Genomic DNA, 21112 nt, shown 5'->3' with positions numbered 1-21112 from the left:
TAAGCACGTAGGTGGCGGTTAGCTCTTAATTTGTCTTCCCTACTATTTTTAGTATAACGTTTTTCAGGCTGTTTATCAGAGTTCCTGTCCGCGATTCATCTCTGGAGATGAATCCTGATTGTTAGTGGAGCCTTTATGGTTGGCAGGCTATGGGTAAAAGGGTTAAAACTTATTGATTAGCGTGATTTGCGCGGTCTTGGGGGTTTCCCCCATGAGCGACTGCATCAAGACAAGGCTCCACTATCCTTACGGTAACTTTAAACACTCATGCTGCGCATGTTCGTTGTGGGGCATAAGAGCGGAGGAAGCTAAATCCCTTCCATATCACTCATAAGACGCGATGGTATATGCATTTTATGGGCATACAGGACTTCCACCAGGATGGTTGCGTTATCTTCTAAGCGGAACAGCACCGCATGGGGAAAACCTTGCAAGCGCCATTTTCTGAATTGATAGACTTGCAGATCCTCGTATCCTTCACCGGCATCGTAGAGAGCGCAAGCATAGGGATTGTTTTTGATGAAATCCAAGGCTTGCTCTACGGCGGCGATGAATCGTTCGGCCACATCTACTCCAGCACGGTTTTTGTAATTCTGTGCATAGTCCCGCCACTGTCGCATAAACAGGGCACTTTTTTGCATGGAGAATGTCATAGTGCTATTTAACTGAGGCTATGGCGAATGGTGTCGGCATCATCCTCTGTCAGAAGGGTATAACTGTTCTCATGGAGAGACTGCCGCAATAAGCTGTTTATGGCGTATCGTTCAGCCGCAGCAGTTTTTTCCATATGTTTGCGAATGAGATCCCGAACAAATTCACTGGGGGTTTCGTATAGCCCGTTTTCTCCTGTCATCTCGGCGACAAATTGCGCTAGCGGTTCCGGCAATGTAGCGTTGATGCGTTTGGGGGGCTGATTGTTCACAGACGGCATAGCACGCTCCTTGACAGCAAGTGTTTATCAACACTGTAACATTACATCAACTAAAGGGCAATATATGCGAAATATTGCCCTTTAGCTGTCACCAGTCACACAGTCACTGCCTACTCCCTACTCCGAACGCGCCCCGCGTGGCCTACGGCCTCAGCTCCCTACTCCCATTAACAATGAAGCTCCCAGGCTTCCATCAGGGTAATCCCGGTAAGTGTGGTTATCGACACTAAGAGCCTAACACTAACTAATCTCAGCTCATCCCCCTAGTTAGCAAAGCCTATCGACGGAGATTCACGTTTTGACTTCCATTAATGGGTACAATTGCTCTGATGCTGATCTGATGGCGGTCTTGAGACGATTACATATAGATGGTTATAGGAATGCGATTGGCCTACGGCCACGCTAGGCGAACGCAAAAACAAATCCCTAATACACATGGGTACAGTTTTCCTGAAGCAATTGCTGTAACCCGAATTTAAAAAGGGTTTTATGGGTTGTTTAGCACATTAGTATGGAGGAATTTCAGTTAAATGCGATCGCATAGACTTTTGGTGAAAACTCAGCTGCGAACCTACAGCTGATAGCCCACTGAAACGTGGAAACCATTCTCTTGTAGGGAATTTCCCCGGTTGTTGACCTCAATCAAGGGGATACCATAGTCTAGGCGCAAATCTAAACCAGAGATAATTTGCGATCGCAAACCTAGTCCCAAGCTAGCAATGGTGGCGGGGTCAGGGTCAGGATCTAGATTATTCCAAGCTGTACCGATTTCAAAAAAAGGGGCTAGTTGTAGTTTGCTAGGGTCTGAGGTGAGAGGGATGCGGACTTGTACCGAACCCAGGATACCGTTATCAGCAACCAGTTGGTTTTGTCGATAGCCTTTGACTGTATCCACGCCACCGATACTGAAGCGTTCTAGGGATAGCAAAGAATCTGGGGTTAACTGAGCATTAATTTGTGTGATCAGCGTCGCTCTCGGTGACAACTGTTGTACCAATTGGAATTGTCCCAACCAGCTAAAGAATCGCCCGTCAGTCCCAGTATTGTTGATAGTTGCATCAAAGGCACCCAACCCAAAACTAAACTGAGAGCGAGCAGCTAATATGCGACTAGGGCTACTACGGTCTATCCAATCTTGAGAAAATCGCAATACCGTTACTTTGGATTCGCCGTCTTCTGGACCAACTGAGAAAGAAAAAGGTTCCCCGAGTAAGAAGGTTTGACTGCGACGCAAGTCTAGGGCTAAACTCAGAGCAAATTCACGTTCTGAGGAGCGGAATATCGGTTGGCGAAAACTGACAGAAAAGGTGCGAGTTTCGCTTTCGATATCAAGCTCGTCGAATTGATCTTCGATAATGCCGCTGTCGCTGTTGTTGTAGCGTACAGTAAGGGTGCCATTGTAGGGATTGACGGGGATAGAATAGTTGATATCGTAGAGGTCTAGCCCTTCGGTAAAGCTGTATTGAGTGGTGAAGCGATCGCCAAAACCCAAAAGATTATCATGGGCAACAAACAGCCTGGTTTGTAGTGAACCAATGCTAGGAGATTGGTTGTTGGCGGTAGAAATACCAGCGTGAAAGGCAGAGGCTTCTTTGAGTTTGACTTGCAAAATATTGCTACCAGAGCCGCTTCCTGCAGTTAATTCGGCATCCACTTGATTGAGCAAAGGGTCAAGTTGCAACAGTTTCAGGGCTTCTTCTAAGCGGCTTCGATTTAATGGTGTGTCAGTGGCCACTTCAAGGCGACTGCGCACATATCCTTCCCGCAGACGGTTTAATCCCTCCAGTTCAATCCGTTCTAAGTCACCCTCAACCACCTGGATTTTCACAACACCTTTGCTAAAGTCTTGGACCGGCAAAAATGCGCCAGAGGTGATGTAACCATTTTTAATGTAGAGCTCAGTAATGGCAGAACGCAGTTGAAGCAACTCCTCAAACCTTACTACACGGTTCTCATATTGGTTTGTTTTATCTGCAATTTCTTCTTGCAAAACCGTATTGCCCAACACCTCTACTTCTCTGACAAAGAATGGCACAGTGGATGGAGTTGGAACTTCAGGGAGTTGGGGAGAGGAAGGAATTTCCAGACTTGGATCCGGTGGTGATGCTGGAGATTCTTCAGGAACAGGAGGAGGTAAATCGGATGGGGTGGGAATGGTTTCCTGAATTCTTTCAGGGGTTTCGGTGGGAAGGTTAACTCCTGGGGGTGGAGTAGACTGAGCCACTGCTCCCATAGTTAGGCTCACGATGGGAATAATGCTAGAGCCTGAAATTAGAATAATCGATCTCAGTGTATGATACATAGTTTCAGCTTTGTTCGCATTGCTGAATCTTCGGATGAATAGGAGTGGGGTGGGCATCCTGCCTGCCTGGGAATGAAACAGGCAAGATGCCTGCTCGGGAATGAAACAGGCAAGATGCCTGTTCCACCAAGATGCCTGCTCGGAAATGGAACAGGCAAGATGCCTGCTCGGAAATGAAACAGGCAAGATGCCTGTTCTACAGCCAGATGCCCATGCCACAAAACTATTAAAATCATCCCGCATTTATGCAACGCCACAGAAAAAGCGATCGCAAATCCATAAACAAAAGTACTAGTTGGTAATCCTCCATATTCCCTACTCCCGACTCCCGATTTTGTGGTTTACTCAAATGAAAACTGCTGTCAAGCTACTCTTGTTCCATAGATAAAACAAAAACACTTCCCTGAGTAATTTGGACAACTCTCACAACTTCGGAGTTGTCTTGAGGAACGAATGTTGATAATAAAACACCAGCTGTACCACCAATACGTTGAGAATCACTACTGCAATCTTGACCAAAGATATTAAATACGCTGTCTACTAAACAACCGATTGCCATCCCTTGTATTCCAGAAGTCCGAGTACGTTTCTTGGCTTGCTGATCACTATTAGTGACTGTTATTTCACTTCCGGGAATTACTGGACTCTCCGCTCGCAATGGTAACAATTTACCTTCTACAACAATTGATTCAACTAATATCTTAGCTCCGCTAGCTGAGGGGACTAACTTAGCGGGCACTATGGAATTAGCTGGAATAGCGATTTTGCCAGAATTATCTTTGATTGGCTGGGCTAACACTAGATTCAGTAATAAACTTTGGTTTTCCTTAATTAGAAAATCAACATGATTAGGAAAAGCCACCACAACAGCCGAGTTTTTGGGAATAACAACAGCAGGCTCCGGAGTAGCTTGATTCTGATCACTACTCTCGATTTTATCAGGAGTTGATTGATTCTGATAACTACCCTCGATTTTATGATCTTCCTCGGCTAAGGCATTTGTATAATTACCTAAAATCGAAATAACTAGAGCTGTACCTAAGATTAATTTGTAGTTCATGACACTTTCCAAAAAAAATAAAATACTTGGTAATCTTTTCGTAAGCATATGCGCTACGCGCACGCTACGCGAACAGCCGTCAGCTTAAAATAAACATCTTTGGCCTATGGCCACGCTACTCGAACGGGAGAATTTAATAGTTCGAGATTAATCACAATTGAAAGTTTTGGGAAAAACCTATCAGCTTTGTGGCACAGGCTTCTATTTGTGGCACAGGCTTATATTTGTGGCACAGGCTTCTAGCCTGTGACGCTGATAGCTGATAGCTGATAGCTTACCTTGCCCCTAACATAGTTATAAGTTTTCGGTTTAAGCTAGGGGCATTTCTAGACTATTGATTCATCAACATGTAGAAAAAATTATTCTGTAGTTGACGTTCTAGTTCTAGACGATTCATACTCTCTTTAGTATCAATCGCATGATGTTGAACATCAGCATTGAGTTGTGTTGATTCTATATGAGCAGCACCTTTAACGAATGCTTCACAGTTTAATCCAGCTACTACGTTGGTAACACTTGAGCGATCGTGATGATAACCCTGTCCATATTGCTGATGATTCCGACCACTTTGGACTTGATTTGTAGCTTGACTATTGCGACGATTTGTTTCTTTTTTACCCTGAGCATTACCTCGAATTCCAAAAATACTGACACCACCTCCACCTCCAGCAGCGCGGTTATATAAGCTGTTATATTCTTGAGAGTATTCCTGATTAAACTGATGGGATAGACTGCTATTACTCTGAGTAGAAACAATATCATTTTGCCGATTAGCAGCTACAATATCGTTGCAATAGGTGCGTGGATCATTAGCTAAAGCATCATGGTTAATCCAAGACCTGTAGGGTTCAGCATAGGCAGGTATAACAGAAGTAATGATAGTGGTGGCTATGATCAGAGAAGAAAATAATCCAAACCGCATTTGTTTCTCCTTAAGTTGAAATAATCAGTCTGTTGCTGATGAAGATATAGTGGTTTTCAATGAGTGCGTAGGGTGTGTTAGGGGCGGACTTGCCCTTATTTTTCGCTCAAGCGCCAGGGTTGGGATAGTCCGCCCCGTAACGCACCACCAAAAGCCTGGCTCTGATTTTCCACCTCTTTCCAAGTGTTGGGACAGCCCGTCCGAAAACTGTAACAGGCAAGATGCCTGTTCCACTCACCGGGTCAAACAGTAAAAATGAGATGCACCCTCTCGGTTAGAGTTTTGATTAGGAGTGTCTTAAAACAAAGACGGATCGTAGGACTGGTCAAAAATACCGTCATTATTACTATCGCGCCAATTTTTTGGGGACAAAGACGGATCGTAGGACTGATCAAAAATACCGTCATTATTACTATCGCGCCAATTTTCTGGGGACAAAGACGGATCGTAGGACTGGTCAAAAATACCGTCATTATTACTATCGCGCCAATTTTCTGGGGACAAAGACGGATCGTAGGACTGGTCAAAAATACCGTCATTATTACTATCGCGCCAATTTTCTGGGGACAAAGACGGATCGTAGGACTGGTCAAAAATACCGTCATTATTACTATCGCGCCAATTTTCTGGGTAATTCTGTGCTGAAGCCGAACTAATTAGACTAGTTACCAACACTGTACTAATAGCGGCAATAGTCATGATCGGTTTTGACTTATCTATCATGAAAATCATCTGTCTTATCCTTCACATTCTAGGTATTGAATTAATTCTAGATAACCCCAATATCTAGCCAAACTTAAGGCTTAGATATTGGTCGTTAGTTGTTAAAAAAAACAAATTCGTTAGAGATAATTTGTTCAGCAACTCCCTTAGCTTGTTGCTTAATTTCAAGAATAAAGTTAAGGCTGATATAATTCATTAACAGTATCTACCAATGTGATGGCCTGGATAAACAAGACTCATGGTAGGATTTGGTCAGTGGGATTGCTGAAAACTACATACTGCTGATTGAAGCGTTTACCCTGTTGGGTGGTGCGTTACGGGACGGACTATCCCAATACTGGCTACTGAGAAAATCAGGGCTCGCCCGTCCCTAACGCACCCTACGCACTCAAAGCTTCTGTTCAAAATTGCTCACCCCCAGCCTCAAGAACATTCCCGCCCCATCACTAGGCGTCCATTGGGCAGTTGATACACCCCCGTTGCTTCAACAATTGGGTCACCCTTTTGCCAAGGACGAGAGGCACTCTGACTCGGTACCGTGCGTACCTCTCCAGTGGGATAACGTGAAACTGAAGCATCCCCAGGGCGGGTGGGTAAGTTACCACCACCGGTAATGATGAATTTTCCCTCTTGTTCACTGGTTCGGACAATGCAGCTATTGGCTAGCAGATTGTCGGTGTCAATCAGATTGTCCGGTAACTCTGTCAGGCTGTTTTCGATATAATCGAGGTTGGGTAAACCCTGAATATCCCCAGGGATAGCAGCACTAGCATTGATATCGACTCGGTTATTATTATCTAAAGTGGCTGGGTCAGTACCTGGTGGTGCTGGACGGAAGGCAAAGCCGAAGAAGATGGGGGTTGTGAAGGTAATATTACCTCCTCGGCCATCACGGGCAAAGGCTAGGATGTCACTGTCAGCAAAGGCAATGAGTGAGTCAGTGGTGATGGTAATATTGCCCCCGTTATCAGCACCGCTGAAGACACTGGTGGTAATGTCACTGTCACCGCGTAGCCTAATATTTTTGGCTATGATATCGATAGCACCTCCGGCAGATTGAGTAGTAGCAGTAATGATATTGCCGTCAGTAGCTGTTAACATGTCTGAGACATTGATATCGATGTTGCCAGCGTCGCCTTCTCCTTGACTTTGGGCAGATATCTGGCCTTTATCTGTGACAGTTAAATTGGAAGTAGTAATTTCCAAGTCTCCGGCAGACCCTCTTGAACCTTTCAGTACTTCTGTAGATATAGTACTGGGAACTTCGCCATCGTTAGAAAGACCAGTTACTTCTATAAATTCTGAGGCATTGATGGTTATAGTTCCTCCTTTACCTCGATTTGCGGTTGCTGCGCCAATGCGTGAACCACTGCGGACGCTGAGTTGGTTGGTTTCAATAGTTATATCCCCGGCATTTGCGGAAGTATTAATAAAAGTAGCAACAGGACCAATAATTGTATCTGCCGAAATTGTAGCTCCCTCCTCAAGAGTTATTCTGCCAGAATTTAAAATTAACTCTCCTGCATCACCATTTCCGAGAGTAGCAGTCGCTATGCCTGCCTGACCTTGAATGTCGATAGAATCAGCAGTTATACGTAACACTCCGCCTTTGCCGCCAGACAAGGTAACTTGTCCATTATTTCTTTCAGTTAAAAGAGGTGCTGAGGTAATTCCAGCTCCATTCTGAATGACTAAACTACTAGTACTAAGGCTTAAATTACCAGCATTACCACTCCCAAAAGTTGCTGTTGTCAAACCTGTAGCAGTTTCAGCTACCTGGCGAAGTGAGTTTATGTCTAGAGGATTAGGATTAAATACTGTTGATTGATTGCCAATTAGTTTAACAGACTCGGAAGCATTGATAGTTAACTTCCCTCCATTGCCACTGCTGAATGTTTCTGTCCCTATTCCAGTAGAGCTATTCAATTCAGGTTGGTCATTTTTTACAACCAATTGCTTAGTATTAATGGTTGCGTTGCCAGCATCGCCAGTCCCATATGTCTGGATAAGCAATCGACTACCATTGATTATATTGATGGAATCAGAAGCATTAATGTTGAGATTTCCTCCCAAGCCATCCCCACGAGTCCGAGTCGATACTTTCGTCCCAGTAAAGGAAACAGATTGAGCCTTGATATTAATGTCACCAGCCTTAACGGAACCATAAGTTTCGGTAGTAAGAAGCTGATTTTTTGCTATGATTGCACTGTTGCTATTTAACGTAATATCACCCCCTGCTACAGTGCTACCACTAGAATCAAGAGAACCAAGGTTAAGGTCACCGTCAGCAGACAGGGTTATCGCTCCGCCACTGCCAGAGGAAAATGTGCTGAGAAGACCTCCCGTAGTATCGATACTACCATTGGTGCTGTTGAGGGTAATCGAGCCACTGGAATTATCAATCTTCTTAGTATTAATGTCTCCGATGGCCTTGATTATCAAGCTTTTTTCTTGATTGGAAGAGCCTATAATACTAAGGCTACCGATTTGTGCGATCGCACCACCAGAAGTAATTGTTACATTACCAGCATAAGTTGAGTTGAGTAAGTTGGTAGAGTCACTTTCGTTGATTGAGATGTTACTCCCTTCAAATTTAAGATTCCCAAACTGATTGTCTGAGTTGTTGAGAGTAATATTGCCATTCTTAGCATTGAAGCTAGCAGTACCGCTAACATTTAGAGAAGCATTTTGGATAATTTCGGGAGTACCTGTATCGAGGCGACTTAGGGGTGCCTCAGTATTTATTCTGAATACGCCGCCAAAGGAGTTTCCAGATTGAGCTAATTCAATCGCTGTACTTTCGTTAAAGGCTTCATTGTTGTTGAAAGTCAGTCTTCTATCTAAGCTGTTCACCGTTAGATTGCCAGAGATAGTTTCGGCACTTAGAGTGATCAGTCCCACGTCAGTGATAATCACATCCCCATTGGGCAAGGTTATTCGAGGCAAAATATTATTGTTGCTAGTAGGCTCTAAATTGTCACTAGGAGCGTTTGGAATAGTGTTCCCTGCTACTTGTAAGATTTCTCCAGGGGCTTGGAAAATTGGTCCAGTAGAGTTAATCGTAAAATCCCCACCAATCAGGGAGTTACCGATGATGGTGGCATTACTGTTAGTAATTGTGACATTGCCAGCGTTGGGGAGGGTAGTGGTGAGGCTGGTATCTCCTACAACAGTTAATGATGCTCCTATATCTTGAGTAATCATGCCTCCAGAGAATAAGTTGAAGTTACCAGTGGCAGAGGAAGTGATCAGATTTGTCCCGTCACTCTCACGGATAGAAACATCATTACCCGTGAAGGCTAGATTACCAAACTGATTAGCTGGTTCGTTGAGACTAATATTGCCAGTGTTGGCGTTGAAAGTAGCGGTACCACTGACAGTTTGAGGTCCAGTTTGAATAATGCCGGGGGTACCTTCCAACAAGATGGCATCGGTGGTGGTGTTAAACCGGAGGGTACCGCCAAAGGAATTGTCTTGATTAAGAGTTATGGCAGGGTTATCCAGAACCTGGTTAAAACTGACAACGGCTGCTGGTACGCTATTTACTGTCAGGTTACCTGGGACGGTGTTGGCCTCTAGGTTAACTGTTCCCAGTTGAGTAATAATCAAATCCCCATTGGGTAGGAGAGTCTCTTGAGGAAAGTCACCGATAGAGTCATCGATAGTTTTAATTAGGGGTTGGCTACCTCCCCCATTTACTGAGATATCTCCAGCGACTTGCAAGGGTTCGCCGGGAACTTGAGTAATTGGTAGAGCAGAGTTGAGAGTGAAGTTGCCCCCAATAATGGAGTAACCAACAGTGGTAGGTTTAGTGTTGGTAACACTGACATTACCTGCATTGGCTAGAGTGCTAGTGAAGAAGGCATCCCCATTCACAAACAGACTGCCGCTAGTTTGGGTAATGGTACTCCCTAAAACACTAAGATTACCACTACCTGTATTGATGTCATTGTTAAAGGTAACGTCGCTACCGGCAATGAAGGTCAGGGGGTTATTGTTGGTGTTAATGGCTCCAGTTGTTGTAATTGTCCCGCCTGTAACTGGAGTTTGAATGGTAGTAGGACTGTTGAAGGCAGCAGGCAAAACAGCGATCGCACCGCTGCTGTTGTCTCGCCCAATCAGAATCTGGGCAAACCCCTTTTGTAATGTGTTGAGTTCGCTGCTGTCTAAATTTAAGCGGGCATCAGTAGTAGTGCCACCGATAGTGATGCCCAAAGTAGGGTCAAGGGGCTGTAGCTGAAGGAGGTTCGTGCCTGTAATTTCAGCCAGATTACTAGGGATAGTAATTTCATCAGCGGTGAGGGTGATGTTTCCAGTCCCAATAGCTTCAATTGCACCTCCATTACCAAAGAAAATCCCCTCACTGTTATTGCCAATGCCGCTAATAATGCCCTCTAGAGTAATGTTTCCAGTTCCAGTAGTTCGCACTACGCCATCGCCACCCCGACCCAACCAAATACCGTAATGTTCAGTTCCGGTTCCTCTGCTAATTCCTCTCAAGAGGATATCGCCATCTACGGATGTCACTCTAGTGTTGGGATCTAAAACAACGATTCCTTGATCCCCGTCGGATCCGGTTCCACCATTCCCCCCATTTCCCGTCATGGTAATCATTCCTGTTCCGGTGGATTCTACCCCACCGCCAGCTACAATCGAAATGCCCTCGTTGCCAAACCCAACATTACTGCCCGCGTTAGCAGTACCTGTTATTTCGATAGAGCCTGCTCCAGTCGATTGTACCAAGCCTTGATTAAAAATAAAAATGCCGTGGTTAACATCTCTATTACTTGGAGCTGCTGTACCTCTGAGGGTGATATTTCCATCTTCCCCACTCACTCTGGAACCATTACCATTAATTCGTATGCCGTGATTCCAAGAAGTTCCAGCAGCACTTGTACCCTCCAAAGTGATAGCTCCAGTACCCGTTGATTGGATCACACCACCACTTGTAGGATTTGCACCCAGATTGGAATCGCTCAGAAGAATACCGTTGTTGTTGATCCCAGTTCCGCTACCAGTTCCCTGAAGAGTAATACTTCCTACCCCAGTTGTTTCCAGCAAGCCGTTCTGAAATATGAAAATACCAGAATTATTCTTCCCAGTTCCGTTACTGTTGCCTAACAACCTAATATTTCCATCTACTGAGCTTACTTTAGCGTCGCTTCCAACAGCTATTCCTTGATTATCGTCCCTGCCACCGCCAGTACCCGTCAAGGTAATATTCCCAGTTTTAGTTGCTTCCACAATGCTGCGAGTTTGAATCGAAATACCATCACCGTTGAAATCATTTGCATTACTCGTACCTGTCAAGGTAATATTCCCGCTGGATTGCACTAAACCATCTAATCCAATAAAAATGCCGTGATTGGTTGTTCCAGATATTTGAGCAGTATTACTAACACCAGTCAGAGTTATATCTCCATTAATTGAACTAATTCTAGAGTTTGCATCTTGAAGTAGTATTCCGTGATTAAAATTTGCTCCACTCCCGCTGAAACCCTCTAGGTCAATGGTGCCATTGGTTGTTTCTAGCACACTGCCAGAGTTAATAAAAATACCTGTATTATCGTTTCCAGTGCCGTTTCCAGTACCTGTCAAGCTAAGATTTCCAGTTGTTGCAAAAACCCTAGAACCGGACTCAATATTTATCCCGCGATTCTCGCTTCCAGTGCCGTTTCCAGTACCTGTCAAGCTAAGATTTCCAGTTGTTGCAGAAACCCTAGAACCGGACCAAATACTTATCCCGTGATTACCGTCTGTCCCAATACCATTATTAATACCTACTAGGGTTATGTTCCCTGTTCCAGTCGCTTCTACCACACTAGGAACACCGATTTCCTGTTCCCGAATTAGGATGCCATAGTTCTTACTGCCAGCACCGGTAGTAGTACCACTCAGAAAAATATTCCCCGTCCCAGTGGAACGTACTAGACCATTGTCACGAATTTGAATACCCCATCCATTATTAAAACCTTTGGCAATACCTGTTAGCCTAATATCTCCATTTTCTGAACTAATGATCGTGTTTTCTGTAACATCAACGCCAATGCTATGCCCTCCGATTCCACCATTGCCAATGAGAGTAATCGTCCCTAGCCCGGTGGTTTTTAATTCGCTGTTCTCCAGAAAAATGCCGATTCCATTGCCAGTGCCATCAGGTATTCCCGTCCCCTCTAATTTAAGATTGCCACCTCCAGCGTTGATGTTAGCATTGTTAAAATGGTGTCCCCACCCGTTGGAATTCGTCGTTCCCCTGCCCAAACTACTGAAATCACCGCCATTAGTATCAATATCAATCGTGCCATCTAAAGTAGTAATAATGATAGCGCCTGCTCCGCTATTGTCACTATCAGCTAACAGCTCTATATTCAACTGACCGTTATTGGAAGTAATATCAGCGTTCAGAAAAATATCGTTTTCTGCCTGCAAGGTAAGAGTTGCGTCTCCTCCTGCTGTCTTGCGAATTGGTGCATCATTTTCCTGAGTAATGTTACCTTGATCAGTGCCACCGATACTTGTTGAAATGGTGACGTTGGTTCCCGTATTCAGGGCAGCATTAATATTAGCAACATCAACTGTATTCGTACCAATAGCACCACCACCATTGGCGAGTGTGATATCAGTGGGATCGATTAACCAAGTGCCACCACTGCCATTAGGAGCACTAGCATCGGGAGTACTGGTGAGATTAAGAAACTGTTTGCCAGAGGTTTCAATAAATCCCCCATCACCGGAAACAGTTCCTCCCCTTGCTGTAAGGGTTCCGTGAACGGTTGCTGTCTGATCCGCCCAAACAATCACCTTGCCCCCATCCCCATTGGTCAAGGCATCGGCATTAATCGTTACATCGGAGCCAACAAAGGTATGTACTGCATTGGGAACGGTGCCATTACCCTGAAAGTCTCCCCCAATCAATACTGTACCGCCACCGGTGTCAGAGGAGACATCAATTCGGGCATTCTCCAACAAGCTAACCTGATTTCCTAGAACCTCAACCCGGCCACCAGCTGCTGTCAGGGAGCCAGTGCTAGTTACCGTACCACCGGATAAGCTGAGCGTTTGTCCGGAACCAACTGCTAAATTCCCAGCATTAGCGATCGCACCAGCTTGATTCGTCCCATATTGCAATCCCAAAGGCACACTCACCGTTAACAACGACGAATTGTCGGGATTGGCACTAAAGGATGACCCATCCCCAAAGGTGATCGAATTCGCTGTACTCGCCACAAACGAACCCTGAATATCCAGTTGCGCATTCGCTCCAAAGATAATCCCATGGGGATTCAGTAAAAATAGATTAGCAGCACCATCGACTCCCAAGGTGCCCAAAATACTTGAGGGATTAGTGCCAGTCACCCGTGAGATAATATTATCAATCCCTGCTGGATTAGCAAAATAAACCCGTTGTAACTCCTCAACATTAAAATCAGTAAAACTGTGGAACAGATTTGCCCCTCGTTCTGCTCCACCTTCTATCAAATCTGCTAGCCCTCCCCTAACCTGAGCATCAGGCGTAACCCGAGAACTTTCAGCCCCTAAAGTCGTATCTGGTGTCACTTCAGCCAAGGCTTGATGTTTATCAAAGGGAAAAAACACACCAAGCGTTAAGCAACTGGCTACCTTCAATAAGCCACAGCAACGACCCGAAGATTGATTAACCATGGAATTATTCTCCTTGCTGTAAGCATTCAGTGGTCAGCGGTCAGTAGTCAGTAGTCAGTGGTCGCTGATAGCTGATAGCTGATAGCTGATAGCTGATAGCTGATAGCTGATAACTGATAGCTGAATGCTGATAGCTGAATGCTGATAGCTGAATGCTTACTTTACTTTTTTGCTACCTCAGAAGGAATTATAAAGTATTCGGTTAACCTATCAGGTTAACTATTCCTACAAACTTGATTGCCAATATAAGCAAGGGGAATTGCGCAATTCGGCAATTATTATTGTCAGCAGGTATAGCGTCTGTATCTGGGTTTTGAACACAGGTATTGCATGAAAAGGCAAAAGGCAAAAGGCAAAAGGCAAGAGGGGCAAGAGATCCTCAGTTTTATTGTCCAATCAAAAAAGACCATACAGGTTTACATCTCAAATACAGCTGATGCAGCTGTAGGACAAATTACTGTAATATCATGTCAGGATAATTACCCTTAATAACAATCTCCCTATCTCCCTATCTCCCCATCTCCCCACACCTCCCACCCTCTACTAAATTAAGGGTATTCAACCAAACTTGATATAAGATTTGTGTCCAGATACTTAGCACTGGAGAATCCTATTAATGTCCAGTAAACCTAAATCCAGGAGCGATCGCTTTTTAGGAATACTATTCTTGTTTAGCCTTACCGTTTGTATAGGGCTAGGTCATCTTCCCTCAATCGCTCAACCAGCTGAACCGGGAAATATGGCAACCACCCAGGCTGATAATCCCAGTCAACTGGTGGAACAAGGGGTTGAGTACTACCAAGCCGGAGATTATCAAGCTGCCATAGAGCCTTGGCAAAATGCCTTGACGCTCTACCAACAGAGCAACAACTATACCAATAGCGCAATTGTCCGGGAAAATCTGGCCAGAGCCTATCAAAAGATTGGTCACATCCAGGAGGCAATCAGTAATTGGGAGCAAGCCATCCTTGACTATCAACAGCTAAGGAACTGGCAACAAATGGGGCGAATGAAAACAGAACTGGCTCAAGCCTACAATAGTTTTGGACAACCGAGAAAAGCTCTGGCGCTGCTATGTGGAGCCCCTAATACTGATGAAAATTCTAAAAACAAACCCAGTTGTGTCAAAGACAGTGCCTTGAAAGTTGCTCGCGCTCATCACGATTGGAAGGGAGAGGCTGCTGCTTTGGGAAGTATGGGGAATGCCTATATTCTCAGAGGGGATTATGACCAAGGAATTCAATGTTTACAGACTGGTTTAGGCATTGATAAAAACGTTGAATTTGATATCAGCCCCCAACGCACAAAAGACTGTAAGATAGATAATTTGGGCAGAAATTACACAGCCAAGATTCTCGCCGATAGTCCCTATCGCAGTTCATTTCTTAACGACCTAGGTAATGCTTACTTTAGCAAAGCTCAGCGTTGGGAGCGCTGGGCTAGCTCTGCCGAAAAGCGAGGAGCGGAAGAAACAGAAAATCAATTTAGAAAAAATGCCAACAATAATTACAATCAAGCTGGGGAATATTTTCAGCAAAGTCTCGAACTAGCCCGCACTCAAAATCACCAACCTGCTCAAATGCGAGCATTGCGCAATTTGATTCGACTGTCCTACCGCCCACAAGAATCAATATCAATCGAGGCAGCAGAGGAGCGTAACCAATGGGTTCAAGAGGCTCAGGAATTGTTCAAGGAACTACCGGATTCTCAGGACAAAGTCTACGCAGCCATCGATTTAGCTAAACTGGAGCAATCGATGACTGTGGTTAATGACACTTACCAACACAATTCCTGTGGCAAACGTCAGCTAGAAGCAGAGACTGAAACACTCCTCAATCAAGCCATCTTAATTGCTCAACGCCTTAAGGACTACCGTTCTGAGTCTTTTGCATGGGGTGAATTGGGTCATCTCTATTACTGCCGCCAAGACTATCAAAACGCCCTAGACTTCACTCAAAAGGCATGGTGGATGGCTGACCAAAATCTATCCGCAAAAGATAGCTTGTATTTGTGGCAGTGGCAGCTGGGTCAAATTTTCCAAGACCAAGGCAAGGAAGATGAGGCCGTTAATGCTTATAAAGAAGCGATCGCTACCTTAGAAGGTTTTGAAGGTGAACAGGGTAAAGGTGAACAGGGTAAAGGTGAACAGGGTATCCGAACCGACATTCTGATTGCTCAGCGAAACTTACAATTCGACTTTCGGGATACCATTGAGCCTCTGTACCGCCAGTTTGCTCAGCTAACACTCAAGCGTGCCGATTCATTATCCTCTGACTCTGAGCAGTACCAGACAGATCTGAATTCTGCCCTAAAAACCGTTGATTCCCTGAAACTAGCAGAGCTACAAAATTACTTCGGTAATGATTGTCTTTTAACACTCTTCAACCAGAAACAAATTGATGAGCTTGTCACAAAAGACACAGCCGTGTTTAGCTTTATGATTCTGGAAGAGAAAGCTGCTATTATGGTCAGTCTACCAAACGGCGATAAGAGGTTAAAAAAGTTTAAGTTGTCACAGGTCGATAGTCAAAGGCTAATCAAAGAAGTCAACGACTTCCGGACAAGAATACAGCAACATCATGACCTCACTAAAGCTTTCTTAACACCAGCAAAGAACCTGTATAACTGGCTGATTGCTCCATTTGCCTCTGATTTAGAGTCAGCGCAGATAAAAACACTCGTGTTTATTCAGGACGGCATCTTGCGTAGCATTCCCATGGCTGCACTCCATGATGGCAAGGAATTTTTGGTAGAAAAATATGCCATTGCCACAACTCCCAGTCTTACCCTAACCAATCCCCAAGCCTTGAACCGTCAAGAACTAGGAGCACTCGCTTTGGGATTAACTCAACCAGCGGTCATTGATGGTGAAAGTTTCAGTAAACTGGAAAACGTCCGTAAGGAAATCGAAAACGTCAAAGCTCAATTTCCAGGAAGCAAAACCCTCTTGGATGAGCAATTTACCCGCAAGAGCTTGCAGCAAGAACTCCAACAAAAAGTTTACCCAATTCTTCACATTGCCACTCACGGTAAGTTCGGCACAATTCCAGAGGACACTTTTTTAGTCACAGGTAATAATCAAAAGCTCACAATCACTGAGCTAGAGAAAGACATCCGCCGCTTAAGTCGTGGATCTAAACCAGTAGAGTTGCTTGTGCTTACCGCTTGTCAAACTGCTACAGGAGACGACCGTACAACTCTAGGTCTAGCTGGCATTATCGTACAAGCTGGTGTCAGAAGCGCCCTAGCTTCCCTTTGGTATATTCCAGATAACTCTACTTCAGAGTTAGTTACTCAGTTTTACCATAACCTCCAATCAGGCATGAGCAAAGCAGAAGCTCTAAAAGAAGCTCAAAAAGACATGATTCGTATCAATATCCACCCCGCCCATTGGGCACCATTCATCATCATTGGTAATTGGCTGTAGAGCGGGGTTCACTGGATTATCGGGCAACGTTAGCAATCTCTATCAAGTACCCCATCCGTTTTTCAATCGATTCCCGCTCCTCTTCGGTCAAGTCTTGTGATGGTTTTGGTTTTTCCCACTTGGCCAGGTCTTCCAACAGAGCAGATGCCACAACTCCAAGTTTCGACTCTTCAGCCAGTTTGAGGGCTTCATCTAGTGCGTTGTACCACAAACCAGCCTCAGCATACAGATCTGCTTTTTCGGCGCTATCGACTGCATTGTCAAGTTTGTCTTGTAAATCTGGCGGCATCTCCACAACCTCTATTTGTGCTCTGTCTACTAAAGCACTTGATGGGTAACTAGGATCACAAAGGATTACAACTTGCCAGACATAGTCTTTGCCCACTAAGAGCCCTGGTTCACCTTCTGGAAAGGGGGATAGGGTCATAATCCCTGGTGAACTTTGCAATGAGATGCTACGGACTTTTGTGAAGTTACCATCTGAGCCACGACTGTAGATCGTGAATGTCAGCTCTAAGGATTTGGACTCAGGCACAAACCAAGCAAATGTTGGATGGGTAGAAGTCGTTCGCCCAACATAATTTTGAGAAGCAAGAACCGTTAACGGTATATCTCCTCCATCACACCCCCTAGTCGTTCCCGAATTCGTTTTGGTCTCTGGACCGGCAGTTTTTTCATCAGGAGGAGGCACAAAACCAGCTCTAGCTACAACTGCCGGAGTTGCCACCAGCGCTAAACTCAAGACACAACCAGTTACTACTCTAACGTTAATGGGTTTGTTAAAAAGCCCCACAATTTCAGCCATCATAATATTGATTGAGTAGACGCTTATTTAATTGAAACCATACTACGAATAGGGTAGCCAGAACATGGATGCTTGCTACCAACTTTATGGATAATATCAGACAAATTGATAACTTAGTTTGGTAATCTTAATTGCTGAAAACTACAAAGCTAAGCGCGTTTATATAGCAATTCTTATAGCTATGACATACACAATTTCGGGATTTTAGGGAACAGGGAACAGGGAACAGGGAACAGTAGTAGGGTGCGTTAGGGGCGGACTTGCCCTTATTTTTAACTTCGTAGCCAGGGTTGAGATAGTCTGCCCCGTAACGCACCACCAAAAGCCTCTGATTTGGCGTTGCTTAATAATGGAATGATTTTAAGAGTTTTCTGGAATGGGCATCTTGCGTGGAACTGGCATCTTGTGTAGAACTGGCATCTTGTGTAGAACTGGCATCTTGCCAGTTTCAATATATTTCCTTGCGGGCAGGATGCCCACTCTACTCCTATTCATTCCTAAATTCAGCAACGCCTCTGATTTTTCATATCAAGCGCCAGGGTTGAGATAGTCCGCCCCGTAACGCACCACCAAAATACTCGCTGTGTAACTCATAGTTATTAACAACGTTGTACTAGTTTAAAATTATCGTTTGTGTAGCGTATTTTTAAGAAGATCGCTGATTTTTTATTAATCCTAAAACCCCCCCAAAAAAAATTCTAAAAACCCTTGACAAAGTAAATAATAATCATTACAATAATCATTAAATTACCACAATGATTTCACTTTTTTATCCATGTCACGAAAATTTCGCCAAAACTTCAAGAAACAACCTGCTAAGCACACCTTGAAAGGGTCTCGTGAAGCAGTAATCTATAGTATGCAAATGCTTTATTCACTAGGCTATGCGGAGATTGCGGAATGGACTCCTCTGGAGCCGACCGACGTTCCCGGGGAAGTGATGACGACAATAACCAAGTATTGGTTGTTGCCATAACACCTTGTCTTGATGCAGTCGCTCATGGGGGAAACCCCCAAGACCGCGCTGCATCGCTAAATTTCTGGGGGGTTTCCCCCCCTAGCAAAGGTCAATCAGATCGAATCACATCAGGTTCGGTTTAGGAACTCAGTGACATAGCGATTTCAAGGAACTTATTGTGGAGTTGAAATAGCCGTGGATAGTATTTCTACGGCTATTTTTTTTTATTTTTGAGACTTATCGGGAAGTTAGAAGTTAGGTGTTAGGTGTTAGGTGTTAGGTGTTAGGTGTTAGATGTTAGGTGTTAGGTGTTAGGTGTTAGGTGTTAGAAGTTAGAATTTAGAATTTAGAATTTAGAATTGGGAAGTTATAATTTAGAATGTAGGGTGCGTTAGGGACCCTCATTTTTAAATTCGAGCGCCAGTGTTGGGATAGCCCGCCCCGTAACGCACCACCAAGTAGAAGTTAGAATTGAGAAGTTAGAATTGGGAATTGGTAATCCAGAGATAGCTCAATGTCTTGATGCAGACCCAAAACCACTCGCTATTGCATCAAGACATGATAAAAGTTCCTCTGGTCAGGAAAATTTGGAGAGACTTTAGATTTATTTAGTTTGAGCCGGTGGTGCGTTACGGGGTGGGCTATTTCAACGCTGGCAAAGAGGCGGAAAATCAGGGCAATCCCACCCCTAACGCACCCTACGAAAATTTACTTTAGATTTATTTAGGGGCTTATTCCCAGATCCGCTGTTCCCGATTCCCTATTCCCTATTCCCTATTCCCGACTTATGCAAGAAGTCTATTTTATAGTTTTTTTAGATATTTCAAACCTTTCAAAAAAAGAGTTTTCAAGCCATAGCTAACTTTGGCAAAACTCCAGTTACGACCTGTTAGAGGCCAGGTTAACTCGCACAGAGTTCCTTGGGGAGAAAGGGGCTCTCGTTTAAATGTTCCTCCTAGTTGTTTCGCCAGAGCTTTAGCTTGCTTTGTTCCTTGGTTTTCAGAGGATGAACAGATGCCAGAGCCATTATCTTTAACACTCAGAGTGTACCATTCATCATGTAGCTTGCCAATGGCAGTAATACGAGTTACTCCTTTAGCATGTTTCCCGACATTGCACAAAGCTTCTTCCAGAAACTGGCAGAGTTCTCGCTTTTGTTCAATAGTTAAATATTGTTCCGGTATCGGCTCAAATTTAATAACTTTAACCTTGAGGGTCTTAAAACTAGGAAGATTCCGTTCCAGCGTATCTCTACAGACTTCATATAACAGCTTATGGATTGGAAGCTTCAATGACAGTTTTAGGTTACTTCCTAGACGGATAGTTTCTTCTTTAGTCAGAGTTTCTTGTTTGAGGTAGTCTGAAATATCCCATATGTCATCCTTGATAGTTTTAAGTTTCAACAGCAATTCGTCTTGTGGCAAATCGTGTTTTTTAATGCGCGTAATAGTGTAGGCTAGTGTTTGCATTGGACCATTATGAATGAGATTAAATGTTTCATCGATAGTCCCTTGGCGCACATTGATCTGAGACCTCAAAGCCTGGTCATAGTGATAGAAAGCAGGAAATAGTAAACTATTGATGACTAAAATTAACAACGCTGGTGCTACTGGAATCCACCAGCCCCAAACTAGGAACAAATAACCAACTCCAACTAGTCCAAAGCTGGCAACCCCAACACCAAACAGATTTTTAAATGGGGATTGAGTGAGCCGACCAAGACCAATGGCCAGAAAACCCCAACCTAAAATCCATAGATATTCCCAGGGATCTGACCAAGTTCTTAAAAGCGATCGCTCATCCAGAACGGCACTGAGAATTTGACTAGTAGCATGGGCATGAAATTCCACCCCATAGATTTCTCCAGGAGGGTTCAAAGCCTTGATGGCAGTGGTATTGACAGTGTCTTTGATGCTGGGAGTAGTGACTCCAACAATGACAATGCGATCGCGAATCCAATTTGAATTAAATTGCCCTGTTTCGATATCCCTCACAGATAAGCGTCTAAACGGTTTGCGACCACTGCGAAAATTGAGCAGCACTTGAACTCCAAAGTGATCAGTGCCCACATATCCACCGGAATTGCTCAAAAAGCGAGGTAGCTCAGTCTCACCAAAGCGCATAGTATGGGGATCGTGAATGCCATTTTCAAGTTCAATCTTTTCCCTCTCAGCACCCAAATAAGCTTTCGCCAGCAGTAAAGCCAGGGAGAATACATATTCTTTCCTAGTTTCATCCCTATACATCCCAAGAATACTGCGCCTGAGCTTGCTATCTTGATCTGGAATAACATCTGAGAAACCAATCCGTTCCGGGGGAAAA

The 21112-nt window shown here is 44.3% G+C and carries 13 protein-coding genes; 4 read left to right on the top strand and 9 right to left on the bottom strand.

Annotated features, from left to right (window positions below):
* Positions 1 to 308: 308 nt before the first annotated feature.
* The 7 genes from F6J99_RS17535 to F6J99_RS17505 all read right to left on the bottom strand — a co-directional run bounded on the left by F6J99_RS17535 (position 309) and on the right by F6J99_RS17505 (position 13600).
* The gene (locus tag F6J99_RS17535) at positions 309 to 641 is read right to left on the bottom strand and encodes a type II toxin-antitoxin system RelE/ParE family toxin (RefSeq protein WP_293114012.1); all 333 of its coding nucleotides are present in this window, start codon (positions 639 to 641) and stop codon (positions 309 to 311) included.
* 20 nt (positions 642 to 661) lie between these two features.
* Entirely contained in the window at positions 662 to 931 is a 270-nt protein-coding gene (locus F6J99_RS17530; RefSeq protein WP_293114011.1) for a ribbon-helix-helix domain-containing protein, read from the bottom strand.
* A gap of 571 nt (positions 932 to 1502) precedes the next feature.
* Entirely contained in the window at positions 1503 to 3476 is a 1974-nt protein-coding gene (locus F6J99_RS17525; RefSeq protein ID WP_293114010.1) for a ShlB/FhaC/HecB family hemolysin secretion/activation protein, read from the bottom strand.
* Between the two features lie 124 nt (positions 3477 to 3600).
* A complete protein-coding gene (locus F6J99_RS17520; protein ID WP_293114009.1) occupies positions 3601 to 4293 on the bottom strand; it encodes a hypothetical protein in 693 nt (230 codons plus the stop codon).
* A 331-nt stretch (positions 4294 to 4624) separates the two neighbouring features.
* A complete protein-coding gene (locus F6J99_RS17515; RefSeq protein WP_293114008.1) occupies positions 4625 to 5215 on the bottom strand; it encodes a hypothetical protein in 591 nt (196 codons plus the stop codon).
* A gap of 297 nt (positions 5216 to 5512) precedes the next feature.
* Positions 5513 to 5947: a hypothetical protein gene (locus F6J99_RS17510; protein ID WP_293114007.1), complete on the bottom strand. Its 435-nt coding sequence runs from the start codon at positions 5945 to 5947 to the stop codon at positions 5513 to 5515.
* Positions 5948 to 6361: 414 nt separating this feature from the next.
* Complete coding sequence (locus tag F6J99_RS17505; RefSeq protein WP_293114006.1) at positions 6362 to 13600, bottom strand: filamentous hemagglutinin N-terminal domain-containing protein; 7239 nt, start codon at positions 13598 to 13600, stop codon at positions 6362 to 6364.
* A gap of 616 nt (positions 13601 to 14216) precedes the next feature.
* Between F6J99_RS17505 and F6J99_RS17500 the strand changes: the two genes are divergently transcribed.
* On the top strand, positions 14217 to 17027 hold the full coding sequence (locus F6J99_RS17500; RefSeq protein ID WP_293114005.1) for a CHAT domain-containing protein: 2811 nt from the start codon (positions 14217 to 14219) through the stop codon (positions 17025 to 17027).
* Positions 17028 to 17043: 16 nt separating this feature from the next.
* Here F6J99_RS17500 and F6J99_RS17495 read toward each other — a convergent pair whose 3' ends face one another.
* On the bottom strand, positions 17044 to 17754 hold the full coding sequence (locus tag F6J99_RS17495; RefSeq protein ID WP_293114004.1) for a DUF928 domain-containing protein: 711 nt from the start codon (positions 17752 to 17754) through the stop codon (positions 17044 to 17046).
* A gap of 467 nt (positions 17755 to 18221) precedes the next feature.
* Here F6J99_RS17495 and F6J99_RS17490 point away from each other — a divergent pair, with 467 nt between their 5' ends.
* The 3 genes from F6J99_RS17490 (at position 18222) to F6J99_RS17480 (ending at position 18933) form a co-directional block, all read left to right on the top strand.
* The gene (locus F6J99_RS17490; protein WP_293114003.1) at positions 18222 to 18377 is read left to right on the top strand and encodes a hypothetical protein; all 156 of its coding nucleotides are present in this window, start codon (positions 18222 to 18224) and stop codon (positions 18375 to 18377) included.
* A 230-nt stretch (positions 18378 to 18607) separates the two neighbouring features.
* Entirely contained in the window at positions 18608 to 18808 is a 201-nt protein-coding gene (locus F6J99_RS17485; RefSeq protein WP_293114002.1) for a hypothetical protein, read from the top strand.
* Positions 18733 to 18933: a hypothetical protein gene (locus F6J99_RS17480; RefSeq protein ID WP_293114024.1), complete on the top strand. Its 201-nt coding sequence runs from the start codon at positions 18733 to 18735 to the stop codon at positions 18931 to 18933. The genes F6J99_RS17485 and F6J99_RS17480 overlap by 76 nt, the downstream gene beginning before the upstream one ends.
* Before the next feature lie 660 nt (positions 18934 to 19593).
* On the opposite strand, the gene F6J99_RS17475 is transcribed toward F6J99_RS17480, so the two are convergent.
* The coding region (locus tag F6J99_RS17475; RefSeq protein WP_293114001.1) for a CHASE2 domain-containing protein at positions 19594 to 21112 on the bottom strand (1519 nt) is incomplete at its 5' end.

The sequence above is a fragment of the Moorena sp. SIO4G3 genome (assembly GCF_010692305.1).
Classification (GTDB): Bacteria; Cyanobacteriota; Cyanobacteriia; order Cyanobacteriales; family Coleofasciculaceae; genus Moorena; species Moorena producens_A.
Note: the sequence above shows the minus strand (reverse complement) of the source record. Positions and strands in the feature narration are given on the sequence as shown.

What these genes read in the sequence shown, in the direction of transcription:
- F6J99_RS17530 (WP_293114011.1), bottom strand. Translation starts at nt 931, where the DNA reads ATGCCGTCTGTGAACAATCAGCCCCCCAAACGCATCAACGCTACATTG.
- F6J99_RS17500 (WP_293114005.1), top strand. Translation starts at nt 14,217, where the DNA reads ATGTCCAGTAAACCTAAATCCAGGAGCGATCGCTTTTTAGGAATACTA.
- F6J99_RS17515 (WP_293114008.1), bottom strand. Translation starts at nt 5,215, where the DNA reads ATGCGGTTTGGATTATTTTCTTCTCTGATCATAGCCACCACTATCATT.
- F6J99_RS17485 (WP_293114002.1), top strand. Translation starts at nt 18,608, where the DNA reads ATGTCACGAAAATTTCGCCAAAACTTCAAGAAACAACCTGCTAAGCAC.
- F6J99_RS17535 (WP_293114012.1), bottom strand. Translation starts at nt 641, where the DNA reads ATGCAAAAAAGTGCCCTGTTTATGCGACAGTGGCGGGACTATGCACAG.
- F6J99_RS17505 (WP_293114006.1), bottom strand. Translation starts at nt 13,600, where the DNA reads ATGGTTAATCAATCTTCGGGTCGTTGCTGTGGCTTATTGAAGGTAGCC.
- F6J99_RS17510 (WP_293114007.1), bottom strand. Translation starts at nt 5,947, where the DNA reads ATGATTTTCATGATAGATAAGTCAAAACCGATCATGACTATTGCCGCT.
- F6J99_RS17480 (WP_293114024.1), top strand. Translation starts at nt 18,733, where the DNA reads ATGGACTCCTCTGGAGCCGACCGACGTTCCCGGGGAAGTGATGACGAC.
- F6J99_RS17525 (WP_293114010.1), bottom strand. Translation starts at nt 3,476, where the DNA reads ATGCGGGATGATTTTAATAGTTTTGTGGCATGGGCATCTGGCTGTAGA.
- F6J99_RS17520 (WP_293114009.1), bottom strand. Translation starts at nt 4,293, where the DNA reads ATGAACTACAAATTAATCTTAGGTACAGCTCTAGTTATTTCGATTTTA.